Annotated in this window: 9 protein-coding genes and 1 pseudogene; 2 read left to right on the top strand and 8 right to left on the bottom strand. The window is 60.6% G+C overall.

Translation table 11 applies throughout. The features are described 5' to 3' along the window. Positions 1-449 precede the first annotated feature (449 nt). A complete protein-coding gene (locus FJV77_RS27940; RefSeq protein WP_063169258.1) occupies positions 450-1,589 on the bottom strand; it encodes a porin in 1,140 nt (379 codons plus the stop codon). 681 nt (positions 1,590-2,270) lie between these two features. On the opposite strand from FJV77_RS27940, the gene FJV77_RS27935 reads away from it, so the two are divergent. Both FJV77_RS27935 and hemN read left to right on the top strand, forming a co-directional pair. Further along, complete coding sequence (locus FJV77_RS27935; RefSeq protein ID WP_024505577.1) at positions 2,271-2,627, top strand: hypothetical protein; 357 nt, start codon at positions 2,271-2,273, stop codon at positions 2,625-2,627. 464 nt (positions 2,628-3,091) lie between these two features. Next, a pseudogene (gene hemN / locus FJV77_RS27930) lies at positions 3,092-4,418 on the top strand (oxygen-independent coproporphyrinogen III oxidase). A gap of 234 nt (positions 4,419-4,652) precedes the next feature. Here the strand turns inward: hemN and FJV77_RS27925 are convergent. The 7 genes from FJV77_RS27925 to nadC all read right to left on the bottom strand — a co-directional run bounded on the left by FJV77_RS27925 (position 4,653) and on the right by nadC (position 12,507). Further along, positions 4,653-6,296 carry an MFS transporter gene (locus tag FJV77_RS27925; RefSeq protein ID WP_063169257.1) on the bottom strand — a complete coding sequence of 548 codons (1,644 nt, stop codon included), beginning with the start codon at positions 6,294-6,296 and terminating at the stop codon, positions 4,653-4,655. A 173-nt stretch (positions 6,297-6,469) separates the two neighbouring features. Next, positions 6,470-7,453: a beta-ketoacyl-ACP synthase III gene (locus tag FJV77_RS27920; RefSeq protein WP_063169256.1), complete on the bottom strand. Its 984-nt coding sequence runs from the start codon at positions 7,451-7,453 to the stop codon at positions 6,470-6,472. After that, entirely contained in the window at positions 7,450-8,715 is a 1,266-nt protein-coding gene (locus FJV77_RS27915; protein WP_063169255.1) for an adenosylmethionine--8-amino-7-oxononanoate transaminase, read from the bottom strand. The genes FJV77_RS27920 and FJV77_RS27915 overlap by 4 nt, the downstream gene beginning before the upstream one ends. Continuing rightward, the gene (bioD, locus tag FJV77_RS27910; RefSeq protein WP_063169254.1) at positions 8,715-9,350 is read right to left on the bottom strand and encodes a dethiobiotin synthase; all 636 of its coding nucleotides are present in this window, start codon (positions 9,348-9,350) and stop codon (positions 8,715-8,717) included. Before bioD ends, FJV77_RS27915 begins: the two co-directional genes overlap by 1 nt. Next, on the bottom strand, positions 9,347-10,486 hold the full coding sequence (locus tag FJV77_RS27905; RefSeq protein WP_024505572.1) for an 8-amino-7-oxononanoate synthase: 1,140 nt from the start codon (positions 10,484-10,486) through the stop codon (positions 9,347-9,349). Before FJV77_RS27905 ends, bioD begins: the two co-directional genes overlap by 4 nt. Then, positions 10,483-11,451 (bottom strand): biotin synthase BioB, encoded by a 969-nt coding sequence (gene bioB, locus FJV77_RS27900; protein WP_224570943.1) that lies wholly within the window; start codon positions 11,449-11,451, stop codon positions 10,483-10,485. The genes FJV77_RS27905 and bioB overlap by 4 nt, the downstream gene beginning before the upstream one ends. A gap of 174 nt (positions 11,452-11,625) precedes the next feature. Next, positions 11,626-12,507, bottom strand: a complete 882-nt coding sequence (nadC, locus tag FJV77_RS27895; RefSeq protein ID WP_063169252.1) for a carboxylating nicotinate-nucleotide diphosphorylase — start codon at positions 12,505-12,507, stop codon at positions 11,626-11,628. Position 12,508 lies beyond the last annotated feature (1 nt).

The following is a 12,508-nucleotide window of genomic DNA, read 5'->3' as shown; positions in this document are numbered from 1 at the left end:
GATGGATGCTGAAGCGTGGTAACTCCAGTCTCCTCGGTCCGGTCCGAATGGACAACCTCTCGAAAGCTCACACCTAGGATGGGTGCTGCCACGCGGCTCGGACTCAGCGTGCATTATCACGTAAATGTTGAGAGAATGAATGGCGCCGCGAAGGGCAATTCCAGCCGTCCAAAGCGACAGGCGTGTCGCGGCCTCGACATTGCAGTGGCGCTTACCTAACACGGCCTCACACTGCCCTCTAAACGGCCCCGAATTTGAACTGACGGCCCCTGGCCGGTTCATCGGGCAGGTCAAGGGCTAGGTGTAGTACACAGGGCTCATAACTTTCAGTTTCTAGTTGGTACGATGGGCCGTGGACGGTCGATGCAGACTTCAAGATGGCGAACGAAGCTCTCCATGCGTGCGTTGTCGAGGCAAGTGCCTTTGCCATGCTCGCGACTGGAGAGATTTCAAAATGAGCCTTGTAAGCGGAGAATGCCGCCGACGCTGTTCGGCTTGCTCGTGCCCTTGACGGCGGTAGGCTCGGCAGGGCCGAGGCCAGAGTTGCCGTAGTGGTCGTAATCGACCTCGGCTGTGACCGTGAAGCCGGGAACGACCATGTAGGCGACGTTTGCAGCCACACCAGCATCCTTGAGCTGATCACCCGAGACCTGAAGGTTGAACGAAGTTTTCTCGTCAAACTCGTAGGTGGCGCCCGCCCAGAAAGCCCACTGGCCGTTCCAGATTTTGTACGAGCCGCGCCCATGATTGGCAATTGCGCCGTTTGAGTCCTCGTTGAGACTGGCATTGGAACCGTAGCCGAAGAGTCCAAACAGCGACAGCTGGTTTGTGACAGCGACGTCGACGCGGATCTTGCCGGCAAAAGCTTCGTAATTGCTGTCATAAGCCGCGACGCCGATGATCGAGCCCCAGCCTTGCGTGTATTTCAAGCCGGCGACAACGTGCGGAATATAGCTGTCGATAGTACCGGCTGAGCCCGATCCTTGTTCGAGCGAAATCACAGTCGAAATGCCGTTGCCGGCGTCGAAGTGGTACTGAGCCACGTTGGTGTCGAAGCCGGCCGACGGAACGAGCATACTATCGAGAACGTTGCCAGCGTAGCTTGCAAACGTATCGAAGGCCGACCCCTCCTTGCCAACTCGCAGGCCTCCCAGCTCGACCCAGGCAGAAGCCAGTGCGAGGCCGCTGTTGAAATCATAGTTCTGAGGACTGTCATGCGAGTTAGCGCTGTTGCCAAAATTCACCTGGGTTTCGGTATAGGTCGTCAACGCGCCGAGCTCGGTCTGCTGGCCGGTCCAAGTTTTGAACGTGAAGCGTGTGCTGTTTCGCCAAGTGCCTTGGTCCTCGCCAGTTCTCACGTCCGAGGTTCTTGCGCTGTCATACGATCGGACGTCACCCAGGCCGATATCGTAACGGACATAGCCGCCGATGCGCAGGCAGGTCTCGGTGTTGGGAATATAGGAATATCCCGAGCCGAGGACGTCGCAGATCTTGATGTACTCGGCCGGTTCCCGCTCGGCGCCAGCTGCTCGACCGACGGAAATGGTCATCAGAGCAGTTAAGCCGAGAAGAGGACTCTTGATGTACATGTCTAGATCTCCATGAAGGAATAAAAAGGATAGAGGCGAAAGAGCAAGCTTTTCCTCTAAATTTTGTGCGTGTTGTCTCCAATATGTGGACGCCAAAGCGCTTGACACGAGAGGTGAGCCAGCGTAAAAGCCACATGTACTTATAATAGTGTTTTCTGCTAGGAGATTCATTATCGTTTACATGTGAAACACTCCGGTCGGACCGCTGCAGCTCTCCGAATAGAGCAGCAAGCGACATGCCAACCTGAAGCGTAGATGCGGCCGACACCAAAATCGGGCCGACGCGCCTTCGTCTCGCTGGAATCACTTTTTTTGAGGGTCACTGCGAAAAGAAATGTGCGACACGGTTCGCCATGTTCGATATGTGACAGTCTCGTTTAACAGCGACGGCTTCCCGTCTGACCGCAACGGAGGCCGCGCCATCCGCTACCGAGAAGGATCACTGCGCGTACGCTCCGCAAGGGCTGCGCCAGGAACAGAGGGCGTGCACGTCCGAGGCGTCGCATGGTGGCCGCAGCACCTTTTCGCCGCTGTAAGTTCGCCGTGCAGGTACATTGCGCGGCCGGAAGCGAGAGGGAGCGCACCCTGAAACGGCTGCCTACGGCTCGCCTCGAGTAATTGGCGATGAACAGTATTCTCGAGAACTTAGTCTCGACGGAAAGAGCAACGAAAGGAAGCCGCTTGGACGAGCACGATCCGAAGGAAGAACCGATCGAGACCATTTTCCGCAACGGCACAATCACTGCCGTGGGTATCCTGCTTGCCTTTTCCCTCGGCTTCCTCACTCATTGGGCCGCGAACCCCTTGCCATGGCAACTCTACGATCTGTTCGCCGTAGTGCCGATCCTGCTCGGCATCGCACTGCAGATGAGAGCGCTGTCCATGCTGCTCGACATGAGTTCCTTGCGGCGCCCCATCTACGAACGCGCCAATCGCATTTTCATGGTCGGCCTCATCCAGACCGCGTGTGGCGTCGGCATGGCCATCTTGGTCGATCTTTTCGGGATATCGGTAGGGGGCACGCTGCCCGGCGCTTGACGACAAGCCACACCGCTCTTCGCTCGAAGCGACGTCAAGCCGGGGAACCTTGTGCACCCCCTAGCGGCGTCCTCCTTTCATCAAATGAGCCGACGTCAGCTTTAGAGCGTCTCGGTGGCTAAAGCCGGTATGGTTTTTCGGCCGGCAGGGAAGGCCGCTGGCTGGACCTGGATGGCGTCTGAACGAGGCTTGACAGGTCCGTTGCGTCGGACATGAATTTCGCATTGCAAAGTTCTTCCGCAGACGCCTCAAGCACACTGCACTGGCGTCACGTACTCAGACGTTGAATGCGGCACCGCACCATCACCTCAGGCGCAACCATGGCACGCGCGCTCCCCGGCGTGGTTGACCCCATCCTGTCCAAACGAGACTGCGACATAAGCGGGACGCACTGACTTAGGTCAGAGACCAGGACGAGCGCGCAACGAAAGAATGATGGATGAGCGACGTGGGATGACAGCTCCTTGCACACCTCAATCCTGACAAAGTACCGGGACCCCCGGCCGCCTTGGTATACCATCTATCCGACTGTGCCAGACTTCTCTGCGGCAGTTGGTGCTGACGATTATGAGGAATGGCTGGGGGGCCTCCCGGCCGACGAATCGGTGTCGCTCTATTTCCACATTCCGTTTTGCCGATCCATGTGCTGGTATTGCGGCTTCCCTACCGCGGTCATCCGTCGCAACGGCCCGATCCTTAATTATTTAGCGGTGCTGCGTCAGGAGATCAGTTTGGTGTCGGAGCAAGTGCGGCAAGGGCTGCCGGTGAGCGATGTGCATTTCGGCGGCGGAACGCCTCACCTTATCGGGCCAGCCGAGCACTTGGCGCTGATGGAATTTCTACGCCGCCACTTCGCTTTCAGCAAAACTGCTGCGATCGCCGTGGAGATCGATCCCCGAACGTTCACACCGGAAATGGCCGAAGCCCTGGCAGCTAACGGTGTCAACCGCGCGAGCATCGGATGCAGAGCTTTGATCCCGATGTGCAAAGGCGATCAATCGGATCCAGAGTAAGGTGCAGACGGCCGCTGCAGTCCAAAATCTCCGCCGGCATGGCGTTGGCCATATCAACTTCGACCTCATCTTCGGTCTACCGAAACAGACTGTGCAGTCCTGCATCCAGACCGCGATGGCTGCGGTCGCCATGCGCCCCAACCGGCTTGCGGTGTTCGGATACGCGCATATTCCTTCCGTGATAAAGAATCAGCGCCTAATCGAGCAGGCAGGTCTACCGGACGGCGATCTTCGCGCCGAACAGGCTGCAACTGTCGCCGAGACACTGGTTGGCGCTGGCTACCGGGAGATCGGGCTCGATCATTTCGCTCCGCCGGACGACGAACTTGCGCTAGCGCCAGAAGACCGGGCGCCTACGGCGTAATTCGCTGGGATACTCGGCCGATACTTGCAAAACGTGATCGGCTTCGGCGCGTCGGCTATTGGCCGAGTCCGCGAGGGGTATGTTCAGAACGAAGTAACACGGGATTCTTACGCCCGGCACATCGCAAGTGGACGTCTGGCGACATCAAAGGGTCACCGTCTGACCGACGATGACCGGGTGCGCGCAGCGATCATCGAGCGACTGATGTGCGATTTGGAGGCCGACGTGCCGACCATCTGTGCCGCCCACGAAATCGAACCAGCTCGTTTTCTCGATTCAGTTGAGAGTTTGGTGACGCTGGCTGAGGAGGGGATCCTGGACGTCGAAAACGGCTTCATCCGCGTGCGGCCGGAGCACCGCTTTGTTGTTCGCGCCGTTGCTGCTGCATTCGATGCTTTTCTCGCGAATCGATGAGTTGAGGCCACGACGCCGAAAGGCATCAGACCTTGTTTGGCGCTCGTCGGCATGGGCTCTCGCAGAAGACTCCGCAAGCGTATGCAGGGGACTTCCACTTGACGCCGCGTTCACCATCATCTCGCCTGGGTGCGCGCGAAAGCGCACAACCCGGAGCACGCTGCTCTCGGTGTGAGGCTGTGCTCTGCAAAGCACCGGTGATCCACCCTGTCCCTGGACAGCAGCTTGATGGCGTCATCTTGGAGGACGAGAAAAGATTGTCGAGGTACGGGTACGAATTGCCTCGGTCGTCCGTTCAATCGAAAGCACTGTCTGCGGAGGCACCTCTCCTTCATGCAGTGACAGGAGATGCTGGGCGACTTCCTTATCTGCTGCGGTGAGTCGATGATTTAGGCGGAGAAAGTCCATCCAGGTGGGGGTGCGGAATGTCTCCGTCCAAAGTGACGGTGTTTGCAGATTTCGCTGGAGCGTCCAGTTTCGTGCACCGGCACGGCTCTGGACGTGTCGCCGCGTGCGCATGGAGCCCAGAAAGGCCTCGATATTTTCCTCCGATATCAAATACTCGACCTTGGCCACGATAGGGCCACTTCTGGGTTTCAGATCGAGAGCCACGTCCGGCGGATGAAAAACTGAACTTTCTTGATCGGTTTCTTCCCAGGGACGGACCGGCAACACGATCCCCGCTGCTGCAACCAGCAACAGAGCGCCTGCGGCGCCCTCCAATGCTGAGGTCAAGGAATAGTTTTGCGCGACAGAACCCCAGATCCAGCTGCCAGCAGCCATACCGCCTGCGCTCAAGGCGTAGTAAATGGAGAGCGTGCGGCCTACAACCCACCTTGGGCTTGCCAACTGCACCGACACGTCAATGCCCGTCCAGGTGATAAGCCAACCCGCTCCGCCGAGCGCCAGCGAAATGGCCGCCACAGGAAGCGACGATGTAAGGGCAAGGGAGAGGCAACAGACTGCACAAGCCACAGAGGCGAAGGCCACCAGCCTGTTTTGAGACGTGACCTTCCTCAAGAAGCCGTTGCCCATACCCGCGATGAAAGCACCCATGCCGAAGCCGGCCAATAAGATACCGTAGACAATTGGCCCACTCTTCAACTGATCCCGGACGACGAGGGGGAGCAACGCCAGAATGGAGATGCTTGCCAACCCGAAAAGAGCGGCTCGGGCGGTCGCTGCCCTGATCTCCAAAGACATCGCCGTAAAGCGCACTCCGTCATGAATTGCCGTCGTCATTCTCTCACGAGGGAGAGGCGAAGAGCGGACCTCCCATTTGGTGCGCCATATCGCGCTTATGGGCGCCAGATCACTCACCGCAGCCAAGGCGAAAGCGGCCAGCGGCCCAAAGACGGCCAGGATCACGCCCCCCAAGGCTGGACCAACGCTGCGCACAATGTTGTATCCGACGGACATAAGCGTCACTGCGGCCGGAATGTCGCGTTTGTGAAGGATATCGCCGACCGAAGCGTGCCAAGCCGGATCATTCAAGGCAAAGCCGCAGCCGGCCAGGAAACCTAACCCGAGAATCAGCCAAGGACTGACAAATCCCAGACCCACAGAAATCATCAGCGTCGTCGACGCCGATGCTATCAGGCAGTGTCCCGCAAACATCACCCACCGGCGGCTGAAGTTGTCGGCAATGGCTCCGGCGAAAACTGAGAGGAAGAACACCGGCAATGTGGATGCGGCCTGGACGAGTGCCACCATGAGGTCGGACGCTGAAATCGTTGCCATAAGCCAACTGATGGCGACCGTTTGCACTAGCCAACCGAGGCTGGAAATCTGGGTGGCCGCCCAAATTGAGCGAAACACCTTGTTTCGAAATGGGGCGAGCGTCTTTGAAACGGGCGGTTGGGGATTTTCGCTCTGCATGAGGTATTGCTGGCCTTCGATGAGCGCTGCGATTTGAGCAAGCGGGTCGATACTTAGACATCGCGGAGCACCGCACGGACCCCAGCTCTATGGAGCTTGCCGGCGACTATTTGCGTATTGAGCCATTCTCATAGTCTCATTCATGAGCAGTCCTGTGCGCAAGCATTGCTTTGCTAAATTCCCACCACAAGCGCGCCGCCGCTGAGACCCGCACCCGCTGCCGCCAAGAGGACTTTCTCGCCAGGCCGAAACGGCTGCGCCCGATGGGCCAGCGACAATGAGAGCGGGATCGTCGCGGCGGAAGAGTTGCCATATTCGGCGATCGTCTTGACGATCGAGTGATCAGCGATGCCGAGGTTCCTGCCGACCGCGTCGAAAATGCGCGCATTGGCCTGATGCGGCACGAAACGATCGAGGTCTTGCGGCCTCAGTCGGGCAGCAGTGAGCGCATCTCTCGAGCAGGCGGTCATCATCTCCACGGCCTTGCTGAATACTTCACGGCCGTCAGTGATCGTCATCCGTGTCTGCGCGAGGTCGAGGTCGGCATGGAACGGAGTGTTGCTTCCCCCGGCGGGAATCTGGATTAGCCCGTAGCGCGAGCCGTCGGAATCCACCGAAGCGCCGAGAATGCCTCGATCCGGGTCATCGCAAGGACTGATCACCATGGCGCCGGCGGCATCGGCAAACAGCACGGCGCTGGCGCGCTCGGCCAAATTGATGCGGTGGCTGAGGATGTTGGCGGCGATGACAAGGCTCGCTTTGCCGTGCAGGCGGGTGAACCCGTCGGCGAACATCAGCGCATAGATGAAGCCGGCGCAGGCGCCGGTCAGGTCGATCGCTCCGGCGCGGCCTAGCCCCAGCCGATGTGCGACCAGCGGCGCGCTTGGCGGCAGAAGGTGATCGGGCGTCGACGTGGCGAGCAAGAGTAGACCGACGTCGCCGCGGTCGATACCGGCATTGGTCAGCGCCATGTCGCCGGCAGAGGCGGCAAGGCCCGACAGCGTGTCTTCGTCTGTTGCCCAGAAGCGCGAGCGAATTCCGGTGCGCCGCTCGATCCAGCCGGGCTCAAGCCCGAGCCGGTCTTCGATTTCCGGGTTCTCGACCTTGCGCGTCGGCGCATGATGGCCGAAGCCGAGAACGCGCGACGATAGGTTCATGGCCGCGAGCCGAAGCGTTCGCCGGCCTCCTCTATCGCGTCATAGAGCCCGTCCAATTCGTCGCTGGTGATGCAATAGGGCGGCAGAAGATAGAGGACATTGCCGAGCGGGCGCACCAACAGGCCGCGCTCAAGGAAAAAAGCGCGCAGTTTTGGCCCGATCTCGGCCAGATAACCGGCTGAGCCGGTGCGTAGGTCGAGTGCCGCGATGGTGCCGGTTGTCCGGCAGTCGGTGAAATATGGATTGTCCCGGAAGCGTTGCAGCCCCGCGGCCTGCCTCGCGCTCAAGACCGCGATCCGCTCGGCCACCGGCTCGTCACGCCAGATCTCGACATTGGCAAGTGCTGCCGCGCAGGCGATCGGATTGGCGGTGTAGGAGCTCGAATGGAAAAACGTCTTCTTGCGATCCTCCGAAAAGTGAGCGTGGAAGATGGCATCGGTGGCGATCGTGGCGGCCAGCGGGATGGTACCACCGGTCAGACCTTTCGAGGTGCACAAGATGTCGGGCGAGACGGACGCCTGTTCGCAGGCAAACATGGTTCCGGTGCGCCCCCAGCCGGTCATCACTTCATCGGCGATCACGAGCGTGCCGGAGGCTTCGGCGATCCTCTTCAATTCGGCAAGAACCCAGGCCGGATACATCAGCATGCCGCCGGCGCCAAGCACCAGCGGCTCGACGATCAGCGCGGCTGCGCGCCGGTCGCGGCTAACGGCCTCGAACCGATCCAGCGTTTCCTGCTCGCGCCCGGCGGCCGGGAAGGGGATGGTGTCGACCTCGAACAGCAAAGGCTCATAGGCGGCGTTGAAGACGCCACGGGCGCCGACGCTCATCGTGCCGATGGTGTCGCCATGATAGCTGTGCTCCATGACGGCGATGCGCGAACGCGACGCGCCGATGTTACGGAAATAGCCGAGCGCCATCTTCAGCGCGACTTCGACTGAGGTCGAGCCACTGTCGGAATAGAACACCCGGTGGAGGCCGGCGGGTGCGATGCCTACAAGCGCCTCGGCCAGCCGTTCGGCCGGCTCGTGGGTGAAGCCCGCGAAGATGATCTGGTCGAGGCTCGAGGCGGTCGTCTCGATGGCCTTCATGATGCGGGGGTGGCGATGGCCATGGGTGACGACCCACCAGGAAGAAATCGCATCGAGGATGCGGAAGCCGTCGGCCTTGTGGAGATAGGCGCCTTCAGTCAGCACGATTTCAGGGAGCGAGGGCTCTAGCGCGTGCTGCGTGAACGGATGCCAGACTCGAGACTCCGCCATCAGTCGCCTCCGGCAATCATGGCCAGGTCGAAGCCGGAAATCATTGCATCTCTCAACGTTTCACCCGTCAGCGGACCGAGGTGCGGCAGCCTGCCCAGCTGCGGCACGCCGCCGAATTCCACGATTGTCCTTTGTGTATCGGCCACCTCTTCGCCAATGAAGGCAATGCCGATGAGCGGGATGGAGCGGGCTCTCAGGGCCTCGATCGACAACAGCGTATGATTGATGGTGCCAAGCGCGGTGCGGGCGCACAGTATGACCGGCAGCCGCCATTGTTCGAATATGTCAATGAACCTTGTCTGTCGATTGAGCGGCACCATCAGCCCGCCGGCGCCTTCGATGACGAGCGGTGTCGGCAGGACCGGAAATGAAAGATCGTCGGCCTCGATCGCGACGCCGTCGATTTCGGCTGATCGATGCGGCGACAGCGGCATCGTCAGTCGATAGACTTCGGGCAGCACGCGTCCGTCGGGCAAGCCGGAAAGCCGGGCGACGACCTCGCTGTCGGTCTCCTCGTTGAGGCCCGATTGCACCGGCTTCCAGTAGAAGCCGTCGAGCAGCCCGGCAAGTCCGGCCGAAAACACTGTCTTGCCAATTCCAGTGTCTGTTCCGGTGACGACGATGCGTTTGGTCATGCTGTGGCCAACACTCCGACGAGAGCCTCGACCATGGCGGAAATGTCGGCTTCGTCGACGTTGAGAGTCAGCGAAATGCGCAGGCGCGACGTACCCTCAGGCACTGTCGGCGGGCGAATGCCGCGTATGTCGAAGCCGCGTGCCTGCAGTCCTGCCGCCACCGCCATGGTGCGGCTGTTATCGCCGATCACAAGCGGCTGGATCTGCGAGCCGCTGGGCATCACGCCGCAGCGTTCGGCCAATTGCCGGCTCGCGAAAGCGACACGCTCGTGCAACTGAGCACGACGCATAGGCTCGTCAGACAGAATAGTCAGCGCCTCACGTGCCGCGACTGCCATCAGCGGCGATGGTGCGGTCGCATAGATGAATGGCCGGCACCGGTTGATAAGATAGTCGCACAGTGTTCGCGGTCCGGTAACGAGCGCGCCGGATGCGCCAAGCGCCTTGCCGCATGTGTGGAGCGTGACGATGTTGTCGCGGCCTTCATACGCGGCGGCCAGTCCCCGGCCGTCCGGTCCCCAGACGCCGGTGGCATGCGCTTCATCGACGACGATGAATGCCTGGTACCGATCAGCCAGCGCGACCAGGCTCTCCATCGGCGCACGGTCGCCATCCATGCTGTAAAGGCTTTCGAAGGCGATCCACACCCGCCCCATGCCGCCTTCGGCGCGCCAGCGGGTGATTGCGTCCTCGACAGCGTCGACGTCGTTGTGCGCGGCCAGCTTGAACTCAGCGCGCCCGGCCTGGGCACCCTCATGCATGCTGGCATGAGCGAGCTCGTCGAGGACCAGCAGGTCGCCTTTCTGCGGCAGGGCCGTCAGCAGAGCGAAGTTGGCGATATAGCCGCTGCCGAAGAACAGTGCACGCTCGGCTCCGAAAAATGCCGCTGCGTCCGCCTCCAGTTGCTCATGTTCCGGTGCATTGCCGCGCAACAGCCGCGATCCGGTGGCGCCCACTGGCGTGCCCCGCGCAATCGCCGTCGAAACCGCATCGCCCAGTCTTTTGGAGGCGGCAAGTCCGATATAGTCGTTCGACGAGAAGTCGAGCCCGGCGCGCGGTGCGAGCGTCCGCAACCGGTCCTTGCGCCCCAGTCCCCGCAAGGTTGCGTCATAGCGGGCAAGAATTGCCTCCTTCATTGCGTGGCGAGTTCCATAGGCTCAATGCCGAGGCGCCGGAACAGAAGGGTATCCTTGTCCTCGCCGGGATTTCCCGCCGTCAGCAGCGTGTCGCCGACAAAGATCGAATTGGCGCCGGCAAAGAAGCACAGCGCCTGCGTTTCGTCGCTCATCGCCGTCCTGCCGGCGGACAGCCTTACATAGGATTTCGGCATCATCACCCGCGCGAGCGCAACGATGCGGACGAAATCGATCGGATCGATGGCGTCGGCCGCGGCAAGCGGCGTGCCTTCGATGGGAATAAGCATGTTGATCGGCACGCTTTCCGGCGGCTCGGGCAGGTTCGCGAGCGTGACCAGCATGTCGATGCGATCGGTCTTTTCTTCTCCCATCCCGACAATGCCGCCGCAGCAGACTTTCATCCCAACCGCGCGCACGTGCCCAAGCGTTTTCAGCCGGTCGGCAAAAGTCCTGGTTGAAATAACCTCGCCATAGTAGCGCTCAGAGGTATCGATGTTGTGGTTATAGTAGTCGAGACCGGCCTGCTTCAGGCGAGCAGCTTGCTCAAGATCGAGCATGCCGAGCGTCATGCAGGTCTCCATGCCGAGGGCCTTGACGCCCTCAATCATGGCGACCACAACGTCCATGTCGCGCTCCTTGGGACTTCGCCACGCCGCGCCCATGCAATAGCGCGTTGCGCCGCCATCACGCGCCTTGGCCGCTTCGTCGATGACATGCTTGACGTCCACCAGCTTCGACGCCTTCACACCGGTTTCGTAATGCGCAGACTGGCTGCAATAGCCGCAATCTTCGGGGCACCCGCCGGTCTTGATGCTAAGGAGCCGCGACAGCTGCACTCGGTTTCGATCGAAGTTCTGGCGGTGGATCGTCTGAGCCAGGAACAGCAGATCGTTGAATGGCATGCCGTAGATGGCCTCGGCCTCTTTGCGGTTCCATCGCGGAGGCGTTCCGTCGACCGATTGCATGGTCTGGTTCACGTCGAACTCCGAGTTCATTCCAATCGTCATCGTCAAACCTTTGTTTGCTAGTCCGGTACGCCTTCTTGGCTTTGGGGCGCACTCGCTAAAGGCGAGCTGCGGCACGTCTTTCCAGCACCTCCTACGCCTGCCGAGCTGATGTTGCTCCTCACGCCGTAATCCTCAGTTCAAGTGCTTGCAGATGTTCTGGTGGTCCGGCATGTCCAGGCCGATGTCGAGGATCGGGGCGCTGTGCGTCAGCCAACCCATGGAGATGAGATCGACACCGGTCGCCGCAATCGCCGCCGCCGTTTTCGGCATCACCCGACCGGACGCCTCGGTGATCGTACGGCCATCCACTATAGAAACCGCGCGGGCAAGATCCTCGACCGACATATTGTCGAGCAGCACCGCGTCAACACCAATCGCGAGCGCTGCATCGAGCTGCTTCAGCGTGTCGACCTCGACCTCGACCTTCACCATATGCCCTGCTGCGGCGCGCGCCCGCTCTATTGCTGTGCGCATATCGCCGGCGATCGCGATGTGGTTGTCCTTTATGAGCACGCCGTCATCGAGGCCGAACCGGTGATTGGCACCGCCGCCGACGCGCACGGCGTATTTCTCCAATGCCCGCAGCCCGGGCGTCGTCTTTCGCGTCGATACAATCCTCGCCTTGTGACCGCGCACGGCCTCAACCATGGCCGCTGTGGCAGTGGCAATGCCGCTCAGCCGGCATAAGAAATTGAGGGCCGTGCGTTCGGCCGTGAGCAGGCCTCGTGCGGGTCCGGACAATCTTGCAATGGTTTCCCCGGCCCCAACCTCGCTGCCATCAGGGCGCCAGATCTGGATGTTGATCGCCGGTTCCACGAGAAGGAAGGCATACGAGACCAGATCGAGCCCGGCAACGACGCCCGCCTGCCTCGCTTTGAGCACCAACGTGGCAGTGCAATCATACGGGATAACCGCATCGGTGGTCAGGTCGCCGGATCTGCCCAGGTCTTCGAGGAGCGCAACGCGCACAATCGGTTCGATCAGGGTCGCGGGGAGGGGGGAGAATGAAGTCATA

Origin of the sequence: Mesorhizobium sp. WSM4306 (assembly GCF_007003975.1) — a bacterium.
Taxonomy (GTDB): domain Bacteria; phylum Pseudomonadota; class Alphaproteobacteria; order Rhizobiales; family Rhizobiaceae; genus Mesorhizobium.
Note: the sequence above shows the minus strand (reverse complement) of the source record. Positions and strands in the feature narration are given on the sequence as shown.

Bases quoted from the DNA above. Each gene is read 5' to 3' on its own strand.
- FJV77_RS27905 (WP_024505572.1), bottom strand. From the start codon at position 10,486: ATGAAGGAGGCAATTCTTGCCCGCTATGACGCAACCTTGCGGGGACTG.
- nadC (WP_063169252.1), bottom strand. From the start codon at position 12,507: ATGACTTCATTCTCCCCCCTCCCCGCGACCCTGATCGAACCGATTGTG.
- FJV77_RS27925 (WP_063169257.1), bottom strand. From the start codon at position 6,296: ATGCAGAGCGAAAATCCCCAACCGCCCGTTTCAAAGACGCTCGCCCCA.
- FJV77_RS27920 (WP_063169256.1), bottom strand. From the start codon at position 7,453: ATGAACCTATCGTCGCGCGTTCTCGGCTTCGGCCATCATGCGCCGACG.
- FJV77_RS27915 (WP_063169255.1), bottom strand. From the start codon at position 8,715: ATGGCGGAGTCTCGAGTCTGGCATCCGTTCACGCAGCACGCGCTAGAG.
- FJV77_RS27940 (WP_063169258.1), bottom strand. From the start codon at position 1,589: ATGTACATCAAGAGTCCTCTTCTCGGCTTAACTGCTCTGATGACCATT.
- bioD (WP_063169254.1), bottom strand. From the start codon at position 9,350: ATGACCAAACGCATCGTCGTCACCGGAACAGACACTGGAATTGGCAAG.
- bioB (WP_224570943.1), bottom strand. From the start codon at position 11,451: ATGCAATCGGTCGACGGAACGCCTCCGCGATGGAACCGCAAAGAGGCC.